The organism is Streptosporangium nanhuense (assembly GCF_059358815.1).
Genome location: NZ_JCADBG010000005.1, coordinates 1 through 15,564 on the forward strand (window position 1 = coordinate 1; position 15,564 = coordinate 15,564).

General features: G+C 69.8%; 9 protein-coding genes and 1 rRNA gene. 6 read left to right on the forward strand and 4 right to left on the reverse strand.

All coding sequences use genetic code 11. From position 1 onward, the window contains the following. Positions 1 to 206: 206 nt before the first annotated feature. Positions 207 to 323 (forward strand): 5S ribosomal RNA (gene rrf, locus AC5L38_RS11790). 454 nt (positions 324 to 777) lie between these two features. Here the strand turns inward: rrf and AC5L38_RS11795 are convergent. Beyond that, entirely contained in the window at positions 778 to 2,196 is a 1,419-nt protein-coding gene (locus AC5L38_RS11795) for a phosphodiester glycosidase family protein (RefSeq protein ID WP_495242800.1), read from the reverse strand. 365 nt (positions 2,197 to 2,561) lie between these two features. Here AC5L38_RS11795 and AC5L38_RS11800 point away from each other — a divergent pair, with 365 nt between their 5' ends. Further along, positions 2,562 to 2,684: a hypothetical protein gene (locus tag AC5L38_RS11800; protein ID WP_495242801.1), complete on the forward strand. Its 123-nt coding sequence runs from the start codon at positions 2,562 to 2,564 to the stop codon at positions 2,682 to 2,684. Between the two features lie 338 nt (positions 2,685 to 3,022). On the opposite strand, the gene AC5L38_RS11805 is transcribed toward AC5L38_RS11800, so the two are convergent. Both AC5L38_RS11805 and AC5L38_RS11810 read right to left on the reverse strand, forming a co-directional pair. Next, positions 3,023 to 3,418, reverse strand: coding sequence for a cupin domain-containing protein (locus AC5L38_RS11805; protein ID WP_495242802.1), 396 nt, complete (start codon positions 3,416 to 3,418; stop codon positions 3,023 to 3,025). 9 nt (positions 3,419 to 3,427) lie between these two features. Then, positions 3,428 to 5,053 (reverse strand): PucR family transcriptional regulator, encoded by a 1,626-nt coding sequence (locus AC5L38_RS11810; protein ID WP_495242803.1) that lies wholly within the window; start codon positions 5,051 to 5,053, stop codon positions 3,428 to 3,430. A gap of 178 nt (positions 5,054 to 5,231) precedes the next feature. Here AC5L38_RS11810 and AC5L38_RS11815 point away from each other — a divergent pair, with 178 nt between their 5' ends. Continuing rightward, the gene (locus AC5L38_RS11815; protein ID WP_495242804.1) at positions 5,232 to 9,749 is read left to right on the forward strand and encodes a hybrid sensor histidine kinase/response regulator; all 4,518 of its coding nucleotides are present in this window, start codon (positions 5,232 to 5,234) and stop codon (positions 9,747 to 9,749) included. Positions 9,750 to 9,810: 61 nt separating this feature from the next. On the opposite strand, the gene AC5L38_RS11820 is transcribed toward AC5L38_RS11815, so the two are convergent. Continuing rightward, positions 9,811 to 10,593: a TetR/AcrR family transcriptional regulator gene (locus AC5L38_RS11820; protein WP_495242805.1), complete on the reverse strand. Its 783-nt coding sequence runs from the start codon at positions 10,591 to 10,593 to the stop codon at positions 9,811 to 9,813. A gap of 54 nt (positions 10,594 to 10,647) precedes the next feature. On the opposite strand from AC5L38_RS11820, the gene AC5L38_RS11825 reads away from it, so the two are divergent. From AC5L38_RS11825 to AC5L38_RS11835, 3 genes are all read left to right on the forward strand, one after another. Next, positions 10,648 to 12,165, forward strand: a complete 1,518-nt coding sequence (locus AC5L38_RS11825) for an MFS transporter (RefSeq protein ID WP_495242806.1) — start codon at positions 10,648 to 10,650, stop codon at positions 12,163 to 12,165. A 445-nt stretch (positions 12,166 to 12,610) separates the two neighbouring features. Beyond that, positions 12,611 to 13,909: an aspartate aminotransferase family protein gene (locus AC5L38_RS11830; protein WP_495242807.1), complete on the forward strand. Its 1,299-nt coding sequence runs from the start codon at positions 12,611 to 12,613 to the stop codon at positions 13,907 to 13,909. Then, on the forward strand, positions 13,906 to 15,411 hold the full coding sequence (locus AC5L38_RS11835; protein WP_495242808.1) for a CoA-acylating methylmalonate-semialdehyde dehydrogenase: 1,506 nt from the start codon (positions 13,906 to 13,908) through the stop codon (positions 15,409 to 15,411). The genes AC5L38_RS11830 and AC5L38_RS11835 overlap by 4 nt, the downstream gene beginning before the upstream one ends. Positions 15,412 to 15,564: the final 153 nt, after the last annotated feature.

Sequence of the window (15,564 nt, forward strand, 5' to 3'; positions counted from 1 at the left end):
GATAGGCTGGAAGTGGAAGCGCAGTAATGTGTGGAGCTGACCAGTACTAATAGGCCGAGGACTTGACCACAAAGCAATCATGCTTGGTGTGTGCTTGCGCTCTGTACTCCTCAGTGGGTTCGGAGCAGCGCCGCACCGAGGATCGTGCTCGCGTCCACTACGCAATTCTGAGACAACAAACAGTAGGTTTGTGTGTTTCATAGGGTTACGGCGGTTATGGCGAAGGGGAAACACCCGGTTACATTCCGAACCCGGAAGTTAAGCTCTTCAGCGCCGATGGTACTGCACCGGGGACGGTGTGGGAGAGTAGGTCACCGCCGGACAATCTTTCATGAGGGCCCCCACCAGGTTTGGTGGGGGCCTTCGTGCTTTCACGGGTCCGATGAGAAATACGGCAGGCCCAGACCTCCTGGACCGAGGCCGAGCCGCTCGTTCAGTTCGCCTGCGCGGTGAAGGCCAGGATGAGTGCGGCGGTCTGCGGCGGATCCTCGAGCATGGGTGAGTGCCCGAGACCGGCCGGCAGCGACCTGCCCGCCATCGATCTGCCCGGCAGCGATCTGCCCGGCCGCGTCAGATCGGCCGCGTCAGATCGGCCGGGCGGCGTGTCGGCGAACCCGTGCCCTCGCTCCGCGAGAGCCGGGGCCGGCATCCGCCGCCGGGGTAGCGGCTCTTCTCATGGGCACCGGACGACGGGGAAGCCTTGAACGGCGGAGAAACCCTGGACGACGAAGAAGCCCCGGCCGGAAGGCCGGGGCTTCTTCGTTCGGGCACCGCTTCTCAGGGCGTGATGAAGAGACCGTCGCCCACCGTGCGCTCCGCGCCGTCCGAGGGCCGGTTCACGGCCTTGTGGCCGACGACCATCACGCTGGAGCCGCCGCCGTCGAAGTTGATGGCCTGCCTGGCTCCCAGCCATCGCATCAACCGGGCCGCCTCCACCATCGAGGCGCCCACGGTGACGCCCGGGTTGCGCCCGTCGACGGTGGCCAGGATCAGCCCGCCCGACTTGTCGACACCGACCATCGTGCGCGGGTGGCGCCGGAGCATCATGTTGATCGAGGCGTGTCCGTCGGCCGCCGCGGTGATGCGTACCCGCCCGTTCCTGACCAGCCCGACCCCGCCACCCATGACGTGCGTCTCCGGGGTGAGCGGTATGGCCCGCTGCGTGCGCAGGTCGATGACCTTGCTGTCCACCTTGATCCAGGTTCCCTGCGCGTGTTCCTGGAGCCAGACGGCCGCCAGGCCCGTGCCGTGGAGCAGGTAGGTGCCCCGGGCGACGATGCCACCGGCCTGGCGGACCTTGATGACCTTGTGCTGGACGGCGTCGACGACGACCTCGATGCCGCCGTCGGCGGCCGTCTTGCCGCCGAACTCCTCGGTGTAGAGGACGAGCTCCTCGGCCGCGGCGGCCCGGTTGATGCCGTTGACCTCGGCCTTCGCCCCGTCGGAGGAGATCGCGGTGACCGCCGTCCTCAGCTCGGTGATCTGTGCCTTGCGGCCCTGGGTGATGACGAGGCCGCTGCGGCCGGGTACGGCCTCGCTGAGGAGCCTGCCGCCGACGACGGACACGCCGACCGGGTCGCCCTGGAGCGCCTTGGCCGTGTGGATGTTGAAGAACCCGCCGTTGACCCCGGCGATGGCGCCGGTCAGCTTCGACATCGAGCTGGTGCTCTCGCGCTTGGCCACGCTCTTGCCGACGCTCGTCCTGAAGGATCCCTTGAACACCTTCGGGTTGACCATCAGCACGCGCATGTCCCAGGGGCCGGTGCTCTCGGTGCCGTCGTCGCCGAGATAGTCGGTCTTGGCCCGGACGTCGAACTCCTTGAGCTCCTTCACGACCTTGTCGGCCTTGGCCCGCTGGCCGAACGACCAGAGGCCGGTCCTGACCATGTAACGCTCCACGGCGGGGGCGTCCGAGGCGGCGGGTTGCACGACCTTCAGGATCTCAGGGGTGAACCCCGCGTCCTCCACGGTCTGGGCCACCGCCTGCGCGGTGACAAGGGAACCGGAATCATGCCCGTTGGGCATAAGAGCGGAAACTGTCCATCCTTGGGTGGATTTGCCGTGTTTCACACTAAAAAGGGTGATTCCCGGCGCCACGTTCTGCTGGGTCCTCACCGGGGCCACGCTCACCCCCAGGGGGAACGCGGAGGAGGGAAAGCCCGAACTCGCCTGCTCCGCCTCGGCGGGGATCGCCACGGTAGTGAGTGTCAAGGCCGTCAATCCAGCGACAAGGTGTCGCGACATGTGCATCTCTCCCCGGTGGTCTCCGACTTCGTGCACCATCGTGCCGAGATCCACGGGTGCAGGGGAGCGAAACACGCGAAACATCCCAAGAAAGTGTCATTGCTCACGCGAGACCAGATCGCCGGGCGGGAGAGGCGAAAAGGCTCCGGCCGGGTCAACGGGCCTGGTCAATAAGGATTAGTCCCCGGAATTTCTGTCGCGTGCGCAGGAAATCGGCGCTACGGTGCGGTAGGCCGCATTCCCTCAGATCAAGCGGCACATCTTTCCGAGAGGCAGCCGTCATGGGGCTGAGCGTTCTCATCGTAATCATCGCAAGTGTGTTCCTCGGTGTCATCCTGGGGGCGATCCTGACGCGTCCGCGCCGCTGGGATCTGCACATCTGCGCGGACGATCCCGTCGACCACGTCCGCGTGGACACCGCGTCCGACAGACACGGTTAGCCCGGACATCGTCAGTACCGTCGATTCAGACAGGCCCGGTCGCCGGGAGGTCCGGAAGAGTCCTGAAAAGATTCCCGAGAAGAGTTCCGGGAAGCTACGAGGGTCTGTGGAAGTCGCCGCACGACCTCGAGGAGTCACCTGGCTTCAAGGGGCCGTACGAAGCCGGAATCCTCGCGGCTTCGGCGGTGCGCGACGACGTCGAGGGCCGGCGCGGTCTCGGGGGCCGCGCGGCTTCGAGGAGTCGTCGCGTGGCGGGGGACGGGCCGAAGGGCAGGTCGTGAAACGGTGGCCGGCGGGCCGTACGGCATCGGGACGTCGTGCGACCCGCGTCCCGGGGGTCAGCCCACGCAGTGATACACCTTGCGCAGGGTCTCGTGGACGATCCAGACGGTCTTGGCGCCCTCGGCGAGCAGGCAGACCGACCCGGGGACGAGCTCCAGGGTGGCGCCGCCCTCGACCTCCAGCGTGGCGCGGCCGGACAGGACCACGAACATCTCGTCACGTTCCACATCGGCCACCGTGCCCGGCGTGATCTCCCAGATGCCCCGGCTCTGCCTGCCGTCCGGCGAGGACCACAGCTCGATCGACGAGACGCGCGGGGAGCCCGCCAGGACCTGGTGGGGCTCCAGCTCGTCGGGTGACAGCCGTACGTCCTCGGTGGGGACGGAGAACGCCCCGGCGGCGGTGACCATCCGGGTCAGATCGGCGGTCTCGGGGACGAAGATCTCGGTCATCGGGGCCTTTCAGGAACGGGGACTGTCTCTCCGGAAGGACTCCAGCGCCAGGAGGGCGACATGGAGGGAGAGACAGGATTCGACATCGTCGAGATCGGTGTCGAGGACGCGCTCCAGCCTGCGGAGGCGGTCGTAGAAGGCGGGCCGGGACAGGTGGGCCCGCTGGGCGGCGACGGCCTTGTTGCGGCCCGCGTCGAGGTAGACCCGCAGGATCCTGGTGAGGTCGCCGCCGCGCTGGGCGTCGTGGGCGAGCAGCGGGCCGAGCTCGCGCTCGGCGAAGGTCTGCAGCCGGGCGTCGTCGCGCAGAAGATGGAGCAGGCCTCTCAGGCGGAGGTCGGGCAGCCGGTAGAAGGCCCGGCCGTCGGGCTGCCTGACGGCCACGTCGGCGACCTGCTCGGCCTCCAGGAAACTCCTCCGCACGTCGCGGACCGACTCGACCACGGAGCCGGCGGCGAGGACGAAGGGGGTCGTGAAGGCCACGCGCAGGTGGTCGGCGAGCGTGGTCAGCGCGGACTCGGGCAGGACGCGCGGCGGCAGGGGGAGCAGGACGCCGACCCGGTTCTGGTCCAGGGCGCCGATCAGGGCGGGAAGGCGCGCCTCGCGGCAGGCGGCGGAGGCGGCGTCCGCCAGCTCGCCGAGCTGGGCGAGCTGCTCCTGGCCGTCGGGCGTGTTCTCGGCCGGCTCGGCCAGGCGGAGCACCACGCTGACGAGCTTGCGGCCGGTGAGCGGCACGCCGACCGCGCGGGCGCGTGCCGCGGCCTCCTCGGGGTCGGCGTACGCGTGGGTCAGGATGCCGGTGATGATCGTGCCGTGCGCCTGGCGTTCCAGTGACTCCTGGTGGCGCTCCAGCAGGCGGCCCAGGGCGAGGGTGGTCGCGGCGCGCTCGGCGAGCACGATGTCGCGCGGCCCCGGCTCCGCGTCGCAGAGCAGGATCAGGCGGCCCCAGTCCTGGCCCCGCGCGCCGACCATGGTGACCAGCCAGCCGGAGGCGGCGTCGTAGGCGGTGCGCAGGTCGGGGGCGACCGCGCGGGAGCGGGTCTCCCAGCCCGCCAGCAGCGAGCCGGTGTCGCGGCCGGCGGTCTCGCAGGCCAGCACCTGGTGCGCGAGGTTCTCCAGCAGCGCGGGGTGGCCGGACAGGCGGGTGACCTGTCCGAGGACCTCGGCGGGGGAGGCGCCCTCGACCGACAGCTCGGTGAAGACCTCGTGCAGCTGCTCGGAGGCGCGGAGCTCCTCCAGCTGGGAGTCGATGATCCGGGCGTGCACCGACTCGGTGATCTGCACGAACGGTGTCTCCCTGGCCAGGGTGACCAGGGGGAGGCCGTGATCCTCGGCGGCGCGGACCACGGCGCCGGGCAGCTCGCCGATGAACTTGCGGCCCAGCTCCACGATCAGCCCCGAGGCGCCCACGGTGACCAGCTCGGCGATGTAGTCGGCCAGCTTGCCGGGGTCGTCGGGCAGCGCTATACCGGTGGTGAGCACGAGCTCGCCGCCGCGCAACAGGTGGGCGATGTCGGTGACCTCGCCCACGTGCACCCAGCGCACCCGGCTGTCCAGCCGGTCGGCTCCCGCCACGACGCGTGGATTGCCCCGGCGGACGGTGTCCAGGGCGAGGACGTCGGAGACAGTAGGGAGCACTCGTCGAGAATATCCGATCAGCATGTAAGCGCGGGTGACAGGTGCTTTACAGCTTGTTCGGCACTGCCTGTTTACCGCCTGCCCTATCGTCCGTATCACCCCATTCCCCCGTTTCCCGCCCGCTTTCGCCAGCCTAGGATTGCCTCACCTTTTACGGCCGAGGGACGCGATGGTGGACATGGTTGAGACCGCCGGCACGGTGCGGGGCAGGGCCACGAAGGGCGCTTCAGGCGTGGAGGAGCTGGATCTTCGCCAGCTCCTGGCAGGCTTGACCGCGGTGCGCGACGGCGACTTCGGCACGCATCTGCCCGAGGACGGCGACGGGCTGCTGCAGGAGATCGCCACCGTCTTCAACGGGATGGTGGACCAGCTGTCGCTGTTCACCTCCGAGGTGACGCGGGTGGCGCGCGAGGTGGGCACCGAGGGACAGCTGGGCGGGCAGGCCGAGGTGCCGGGCGTGTCCGGCACCTGGAAGGATCTCACCGACTCGGTGAACGCGATGGCGGGCAACCTCACCGACCAGGTGCGCGACATCGCCCAGGTGGCGACCGCGGTCGCCACCGGCGACCTGTCGCAGAAGATCACCGTGGACGTGCGCGGCGAGATCCTGGAGCTGAAGAACACGCTGAACACGATGGTGGACCAGCTGTCGTCGTTCGCCGACGAGGTCACCCGGGTGGCGCGTGAGGTGGGCACGGACGGACGGCTGGGCGGGCAGGCGGAGGTGACCGGCGTCGCCGGTACCTGGCGCGACCTCACCGACTCGGTCAACTTCATGGCGGGCAACCTCACCGACCAGGTGCGCAGCATCGCGCAGGTCACCACGGCGGTCGCCAAGGGCGACCTGTCGCAGAAGATCACCGTGGACGCCCGGGGCGAGATCCTGGAGCTGAAGAACACCATCAACACGATGGTGGACCAGCTGTCGTCGTTCGCCGACGAGGTCACCCGGGTGGCGCGTGAGGTGGGCACCGACGGACGGCTGGGCGGGCAGGCCGACGTCAAGGGCGTCTCGGGCACCTGGCGCGACCTCACCGACTCCGTCAACTACATGGCGGGCAACCTCACCGACCAGGTGCGCAACATCTCGCAGGTGGCCACCGCCGTCGCCCGGGGCGACCTGTCGCAGAAGATCACGGTCTCGGCGCGGGGCGAGATCCTGGAGCTGAAGAACACGCTGAACACGATGGTGGACCAGCTGTCGTCGTTCGCCGACGAGGTCACCCGGGTGGCGCGTGAGGTGGGCACCGACGGACGGCTGGGCGGGCAGGCCGACGTCAAGGGCGTCTCGGGCACCTGGAAGGCGCTCACCGAGTCGGTGAACGTGATGGCCGACAACCTCACCGCCCAGGTGCGCAGCATCGCGCAGGTCACCACGGCGGTCGCCAAGGGCGACCTGTCGCAGAAGATCCGGGTCGACGCCCGCGGCGAGATCATGGAGCTGAAGGAGACCATCAACACGATGGTCGACCAGCTCTCCGCGTTCGCCGACGAGGTGACGCGGGTGGCGCGCGAGGTGGGCACCGAGGGCAACCTCGGCGGCCAGGCCACCGTACGAGGGGTCTCGGGCACCTGGAAGGACCTCACCGACAACGTCAACTCGATGGCCAACAACCTGACCAGCCAGGTCCGCAGCATCGCGCAGGTCACCACGGCGGTCGCCAGGGGCGACCTGTCGCAGAAGATCACCGTCGAGGCGAAGGGCGAGGTCGCCGCGCTCGCCCAGACCATCAACACGATGGTCGACACGCTGAGCGCGTTCGCCGACGAGGTGACGCGGGTGGCGCGCGAGGTCGGCACCGAGGGCGAGCTGGGCGGCCAGGCGCGCGTGCCCAACGTGGCCGGCACCTGGAAGGACCTCACCGACAACGTCAACTCGATGGCCAACAACCTGACCAACCAGGTCCGCAACATCGCGCAGGTCACCACGGCGGTCGCGCAGGGCGACCTGACCAAGAAGATCGACGTGGACGCCCGGGGCGAGATCCTGGAGCTGAAGACCACCATCAACACGATGGTCGACCAGCTGTCGTCGTTCGCCGCGGAGGTCACCCGGGTGGCCCGCGAGGTCGGCAGCGAGGGGCGGCTGGGCGGGCAGGCCGAGGTCGAGGGCGTATCCGGTACCTGGAAGCGGCTGACGGAGAACGTCAACGAGCTGGCCGGGAACCTCACCCGGCAGGTGCGGGCCATCGCCGAGGTGACCAGCGCGGTGACCTCGGGCGACCTGACGCGCTCGATCACCGTCGACGCCTCGGGCGAGGTGGCCGAGCTCAAGGACAACATCAACTCCATGGTGAAGTCGCTGCGCGAGACCACCCTGGCCAACCAGGAGCAGGACTGGCTCAAGTCGAACCTGGCCCGCATCTCCGGGCTGATGCAGGGCCACCGCGACCTCGCCGTCGTGGCCGAGCTGGTGATGAACGAGCTGGCCCCGCTGGTCTCCGCCCAGCACGGCACGTTCCTGCTCGCCGAGGAGAAGCCGGACGGCTCGGAGCTGCGGGTGGTCGGCTGCTACGGCCACCGGGAGACCGGCCGCCGCCACTTCTTCGGGGACTCCCTGGTGGGACAGGCCGCCGTGGCCAAGCGGTCCATCCTGGTCGAGGACATCGCCGCCGGGTACATCACCATCTCCTCGAGCCTGGGGGCGGCCGGTCCGGTCAACCTCATCGTGCTGCCGATCATCGTCGAGGACCAGGTCCTGGGCGTGATCGAGCTGGCCAGCCTCAACCGCTTCACCCAGGTGCACCGGGGCTTCCTGGAGCAGCTGGTGGAGACCATCGGCGTCAACGTCAACACGATCGTCGCCAACGCCCGTACCGACTCCCTGCTCACCGAGTCGCAGCGCCTCGCGACCGAGCTGCAGGTCGGGCAGGAGGAGCTGCAGCGCTCCAACGCCGAGCTGGAGGAGAAGGCGGAGCTGCTGGTCCGGCAGAACCACGACATCGAGACGAAGAACCGGGAGATCGAGCAGGCGCGGCAGGAGCTGGAGGACCGGGCCAAGCAGCTCGCGCTCGCCTCCAAGTACAAGAGCGAGTTCCTGGCCAACATGAGCCACGAGCTGCGCACCCCGCTCAACTCGCTGCTCATCCTGGCCCAGCTGCTGGCGCAGAACCCGGCCCGCAACCTCACCGCCAAGCAGGTGGAGTACGCCAACGTCATCCACTCGGCGGGCACCGACCTGCTCCAGCTGATCAACGACATCCTCGACCTGTCGAAGATCGAGGCGGGCAAGATGAACATCAGCCTGGAGCCGCTGCCGCTGCGCCAGCTCCTGGACTACGTCGAGGCCACCTTCCGCCCGCTGACCACGGAGAAGGGGCTGCGCTTCGACGTCGTGGTCGCCCCCGACGTGCCCGAGGAGCTGCTCATGGACGAGCAGCGCCTCAGGCAGGTGCTGCGGAACCTGCTCTCCAACGCGGTGAAGTTCACCGAGAGGGGCTCGGTGGAGCTCCGCATCGAGCGGGTGGGCACGATGAGCCTGCCGGGGGCCTACGGGCAGGAGGCGCTCGCCTTCCAGGTCGTCGACACCGGCATCGGCATCGCCGAGGAGAACCTCTCCCAGATCTTCGACGCCTTCCAGCAGGCCGACGGCACGACCAGCCGCAAGTACGGCGGCACCGGGCTGGGACTGTCCATCAGCCGCGAGATCGCCGCGCTCTTCAACGGCGAGATCCGGGCGGTCAGCGTCCTGGGCTCGGGCAGCACCTTCAGCCTCTACCTGCCGATCGCCGAGCTCACCCCGGGGGCCTCTCGCGCGGCCACCGGGGGTGACCCCGGCGTCGCGGCCGCCCCGGTCCTGCCGGCGCTTCCCGCGCCGGTGACCGTACCCTCGGAGAGGTTCCCGAGGGCGGAGGGGCGGCGGCTGCTCGTCGTGGAGTCCCGTCCCAACGGGCTGCTCTCGCAGCTGGCCGAGAGCGTCGTGGCCGACCTGCCGGAGACGCACGGTCCCGTCCAGGTGTCGACCGCCAACGACCCGGTCTCCGCCCTGCAGATCCTGGGCGCGGACGACCACCACTGCATCGTGCTCGACCTGGGCATGCGCCAGGACGCGGCGGCCGACTTCCTGCGCATGCTGGACGACGACCCGGTGCTGCGCGGGCTGCCGGTGCTCGCCCACCACACCCGCACGCTCACCCGGCCGCAGGAGAACCTCCTCAAGGGCCGGTCCAACACCCAGCCGCTGGAGCGCCTGCCCAGCCTCGACGAGCTGCGCGAGCGCATCACCCTGCACCTGTCGGCCCCGGAGCCGGGTGACGTGCTGCCGCTGGTGCAGCCCAGCCCCGACGAGCGGCCGCAGCCGGTGGAGGAGGTCGACACCGTGCTGGTGGACAGGAAGGTCCTGGTCATCGACGACGACGTCCGCAACGTCTTCGCGCTCACCAACATCCTGGAGCTGCACGGCATGCAGGTCCTGTACGCGGAGAACGGCCGCAAGGGCATCGAGATCCTGTCGCGCAACGAGGACATCGACCTGGTCCTGATGGACATCATGATGCCGGAGATGGACGGCTACGCCGCGACCGCCGCCATCCGCAAGATGGCCGACTTCGCGAACCTGCCGATCATCGCGGTGACCGCCAAGGCCATGCAGGGCGACCGGGAGAAGACCCTGTCCGCGGGGGCCAGCGACTACGTCACCAAACCCGTCGACGCCCAGGAGCTGCTCCGCCGCATCCAGCGGTGGCTGGAGATCTAGGGCGGGGGCGTCCGGCGCCGTCCTCGGGGTTCGCCGGTCCGCCCCCGGCGTTCCCCCCGGGTCAACTCCTGACGTCGTCCCCGGCGGCGGGGACACCCGGCGCCGAGCGGCCCGGCGACGCCGGAGGTGAGGCGGCTCGGTTCAGGCGGGCCTCCAGGCCGTCGAGGAAGCAGGTCAGGCCGAACTCGAAGTTGAGCGCCCTGGCGGTGTCGACGTCCATGCACCCGAACTCGGCGTAGCGGGCGGCCAGCTCGGGATAGTCCGCGGCGGCCTTCTCCACCACGGGCTGGATGGCCGCGTTCAGCTCGTTGGAGTCGAGGCCCGTCTCCTCGCGCATGGACCGCCAGGAGAGCTCGGGCGCGGTGACCCCGAGCACGTAGGCCAGGAGCGTCGAGGCGGCGTAGTCCTGGTCGAGGCCGCGGAACCCGGCGTGGTCGAAGGTGGCGACGAGCCCGCTCATCATCCGCATCGCGTTGGGACCGATGGCGGGGGTCGTGCCGATGAAACTGATGACCCAGGGGTGCTTGAAGAGCGCCTGGCGGATGCCGTACGCGAAGGAGGACGCGGCGTTGCGCCAGGTGGTCTCCCGGACGTCCAGCATGCCGAACTCGCCGTAGACCTCGTCGAGGACCAGTTCCAGTAACTCGTCCTTGTTGGCCACGTGCCAGTAGATGCTGGTCGTCCCGGAGCCGAGCCTGGCGCCCAGGCGGCGCATGCTCAGCGCGTCGAGCCCCTCGGCGTCGAGCAGTTCCATCGCCGCGCGCACGATCTGCTCACGGCTGAGGGTGGGACTCTTCGCGGCGCGGCGCTCGCGCGTCCAGACGGAGCTGAAGTGCTCTTTCACGGTTCCAGCATAAATCCGGTGGCACACCGTTCGAGGTTATCGTACGGTGTGCGAGTGAAATCGAACACTGTACGAGAAGAACGCGATCCCAGGCGCTGGTGGATCCTCGGGGTGCTCTGCCTGAGCCTGCTGGTCCTCGTGGTGGACAACACCGTGCTGAACCTGGCGATCCCCGCGTTGATGGTCGACCTGGGGGCGAGCCCGGCGGACATCCAGTGGATCATCGACGCCTACGTCCTGGTCTTCGCCGGTCTGCTGCTCACCTCGGGCAGCCTGTCCGACCGCTACGGACGCAAGCGTTTCCTGATCATCGGCCTGGTGCTGTTCGGCGGCGCCTCGCTGGTGGCCGTGCTGGTCACCGAGCCCTGGCATCTGATCGGCGCCCGCGCGCTGATGGGTGTCGGAGGCTCCATCCTGATGCCGAGCACCCTGTCGATCCTGATCACCGTCTTCGACGAGGAGGAGCGCCGCAAGGCGATCGCCGCGTGGAGCGCGGTGGCGATGGTCGGCGTGATCGCCGGTCCGACGCTGGGCGGCTTCCTGCTCGAACACTACTGGTGGGGGTCGATCTTCCTGCTCAACGTGCCGGTCGCGGTGGTCGCCGTGATCGCGGCGGCGCTGCTGATGCCCGAGTCGCGCGGTCCGGCGAGAAGGCTCGACCCGGCCGGCGTGGTGCTGTCCACGACCGGCATGAGCGCCCTGGTCTACGTGGTCATCTCCGCGCCGACCGCGGGGTGGACCTCGGTGGAGTCACTGATCGGCGCCGGGGTGGCGGTGGTCGCGCTGACGGCGTTCGTGATCTGGGAGCTCAGGTCGGAGCACCCGATGCTCCCGCTCGAACTGTTCCGCAGCCGGAACTTCAGCGGGGCGTCGTTCTCGATCGTGCTGATGTCGTTCGGCACGGGCGCGCTGCTGCTGATGCTCACCCAGTACCTGCAGTTCGTGCTGGGGTACGGCCCCATGCGGGCCGGTCTCGCGCTGCTGCCCTACGCCGTGGCCGCCGCGCTGTTCAACGGGGTCGGCGCCGGCTTGGGACAGAAGGTCAGCAACCGGGTGCTCGTCGCCGTCGGCCTCACCGTGATGGCCGGCGGTTTCGGGGTGCTCGCCTTCATGACCGCCGACACCGGGTACGGCCTGCTGATCACCGGCCTCATGCTGATGGGGGTCGGCGGCGGCCTGGCGGGGCCCGCGGCCTACACGACGCTGATGGGAGCGGTGCCGCCCGCGCACGCCGGTGTCGGGTCGGCGCTCAACGACACCGTCCAGCAGGTCGGCATGGCGCTGAGCATCGCCGTGCTCGGCAGCGTGCTGGCCGGGGTCTACACCTCGTCGATGCCCGCCGACGCCCCGGCCGCCGCGCGCGAGTCGATCGGCGAGGCGCTGCGGCTGGGCGACGCGGGGGTGATCGGGACCGCGCGCGAGGCGTTCGTCTCGGCCATGTCGTTCGGCTCCTGGGTGGGGGCCGCCTTCACCCTGGCCGCCGCCACGCTGGCGTTCCTGGTGCTGCGCCCCGCACCCGCACCCGCGCCCGCGGCCGGTCCGGACGCGGACCTGGTGGAAGCCGAGCGCTGAGCGGTTCTCCGGGCCGCCGATCCCGCGTGCCCGCCCGCCGGTGGCCGACCTGCCCGGGTCTGTCCGAGCAGACCCGGGCGGACCCGGGCGGGTCGGCCACCGGCCCACCTCGTCTCGGCGGGCGCCCCGGACCGACCGGACAATATTCATGCATTCCAGGTTGCTTTGATAGGAAATATGGGCGATGCTGGACTTTACCCGGCCACATGACCAGGGAAAGCTCGGGCGGGGAACCTGGGGGGTGCTCCGCCCGGCCCTCCTGTGCGGCTCGCGCCATCCGTCGCGTGGCGCGAGCCGCATGGGACGCGTCGCGGGGCGTGAGCCGCACAGGCCACTCAGGAAGGGTGATCCGCACCGGCGAGACCTGACAGTGTGATGGGTTCGGTGCGAACATCCCGACATGTTGTAGGTATGAGCGGTGGCGCCGAGAGGCGATACTCGATGTATGTCGGACCTCCTTGCGCGCCACCGCGCGGTAATGCCCAACTGGCTGGCCCTTTACTACGACGAGCCCATCGAGATCGTCTCGGGCAAGGGAAACCGCGTCGTCGACGCGTCGGGCAAGAGCTATCTCGACTTCTTCGCGGGCATCCTGACCAACATGATCGGGTACGACGTGCCCGAGGTGCGGGAGGCCGTCGAGCGGCAGATCGCCACCGGCGTGGTGCACACCTCCACGGTCTACCTGCTGCGCGGCCAGGTCGAGCTGGCCGAGAAGATCGCCAGGCTCTCCGGCATCCCGGACGCGAAGGTCTTCTTCACCAACTCCGGCACCGAGGCCAACGAGACCGCGCTGCTGCTGGCGACGTACGCGCGCAAGTCCGACCAGGTGCTCGCCATGCGGCAGAGCTACCACGGCCGCTCCTTCGGGGCGGTCAGCGTCACGAGCAACCGCGCGTGGAAGAACAACTCGCTGTCGCCGCTGAACGTGCACTTCCTGCACGGCGCCGACCGGCACCTCACCCAGTTCCGCGGCCTGTCCGACAGCGACTACATCGCCGCCTGCGTCGACGACCTGCGCCACGTGCTCTCCACCGCGGTCTCCAGTGACGTGGCGGCGCTGATCGCCGAGCCGATCCAGGGGGTGGGCGGCTTCACCATGGCCCCCGACGGGCTGTTCGCCGCCTACAAGGAGGTCCTCGACGCCGAGGGCATCCTGTTCGTCTCCGACGAGGTGCAGACCGGCTGGGGGCGCACCGGCTCGGCCTTCTTCGGCATCCAGAACCACGGCGTCACGCCCGACATGATGACCTTCGCCAAGGGGCTGGGCAACGGCTTCGCGGTGGGGGGCGTCGTGGCCCGCGGTGACCTGATGGACGACCTGCACGCCGTCGGGCTGGCCACCTTCGGCGGCAACCCGATCTCCATGGCCGCCGCCAACGCCACCCTGGACTACGTCCTCGACCACGACCTGCAGGCGAACGCCGCCAGGACCGGCACCCTGATCCTCGACGGGCTGCGCGAGGCGGCGCCGCGCCTGCCGATCGTCGGCGACGTCCGCGGCAAGGGCCTGATGTTCGCCGTCGAGCTGGTCGACCCGGCGAACGGCGAGCCCTCACCGGCCCTCGCCGCCCGGTTCATGGAGGAGACCAGGAAGTCCGGCCTGCTCGCGGGCAAGGGCGGTCTGAAGGGCAACGTGCTCCGGATGGCCCCGCCGCTCACCCTGACCCTCGACGAGGCCGCCGAGGGACTCGGGATCATCGTCAACGCGCTCGAAACCATCAACGCCGAGGTCGTCTCGTGAAGAACGTCACCCACTGGATCGGCGGCGGCCCCGTCGAGGGCTCCGGCCGTACCTCCGAGATCTTCGACCCCGCGACCGGGGAGGTCGCCGGGCGGGTCCACCTCGCGTCCGTGGACGAGGTCGACGCGGCCGTGGCCGCCGCCGTCGCGGCCTGGCCCGCGTGGCGGGACGCCTCGCTGGTCAAGCGCTCGCAGGTGCTGTTCCGCTTCCGCGAGCTGATGTACGCCAACCGCGACGAGCTCGCCCGGCTCATCTCCGAGGAGCACGGCAAGGTCCACTCCGACGCGCTGGGCGAGGTCGCCAGGGGCCTGGAGGTCGTGGAGTTCGCCTGCGGCATCCCGCACCTGCTCAAGGGCGGCTTCTCCGAGGGGGTGTCCACCCGGGTCGACTCCTACTCGATCCGGCAGCCGCTGGGCGTCGTCGCCGGGATCACCCCGTTCAACTTCCCGGCCATGGTGCCGATGTGGATGTTCCCGATCGCGATCGCCGCGGGCAACGCCTTCGTCCTCAAGCCGTCGGAGAAGGACCCCTCGGCGTCGCTGCTGATGGCCGCGCTGTGGAAGGAGGCCGGGCTGCCCGACGGCGTCTTCGGCGTCGTCCAGGGCGACAAGGTCGCGGTGGACCGGCTGCTGGAGCACCCGGACGTGCGCGCGGTCTCGTTCGTCGGGTCCACGCCCATCGCCAGGTACGTCTACGAGACCGGCACCGCCCACGGCAAGCGGGTCCAGGCGCTCGGCGGCGCCAAGAACCACATGCTGGTCCTGCCCGACGCCGACCTCGACCTCGTCGCCGACGCCGCGGTGTCGGCCGGTTTCGGCTCGGCGGGGGAGCGCTGCATGGCGATCTCCGTCGTGCTCGCCGTGGACCCGGTCGGGGACGAGCTGGTCGACAAGATCGTCTCCCGGGTCTCGGAGCTGACCGTCGGTCCCGGCGACGACCCGTCCTCCCAGATGGGGCCCCTCGTCACCGGGGTCCACCGCGACAAGGTCGTCTCCTACCTCGACCTGGGCGTCTCCGAGGGCGCGAAGCTCGTCGTGGACGGCCGCCTGACCTCGGTCCTGGGCGGCGGCGCCGCCCAGGAGACCCCCGGCTTCTGGCTGGGCCCCACGGTCCTCGACCACGTGCCCGCCGGCTCCCGGGTCCACCGGGAGGAGATCTTCGGCCCGGTCCTGGCGATCGTCCGCGTCTCCTCGTACGAGGAGGGCCTGGAGCTGATCAACGGCGGCGAGTTCGGCAACGGCACCGCGATCTTCACCAACGACGGCGGCGCGGCCCGGCGCTTCCAGAACGAGGTGGAGGTCGGCATGATCGGCATCAACGTGCCGATCCCGGTGCCGATGGCCTTCTACAGCTTCGGCGGCTGGAAGGCCTCGCTCTTCGGCGACACCCACGTGCACGGCACCGAGGGCGTGCACTTCTACACCCGGGGCAAGGTCGTCACCTCCCGGTGGCTCGACCCGAGTCACGGGGGCGTCAACCTCGGCTTCCCGACCAACGGGTAACCTCTGGCCCGCGAGGCCCGCGCCCCTCCTGCCGGGGCGCGGGCCTCGCGTATTCTCCGCCGCCTTCCGCCACCTCCGGCTCTTTCCGGCTCTTTCCGGTGTGGCGCGCGGGGCACGCGCGCCGGCGGGACCCGGCGCGGGATGCGGGCCGGT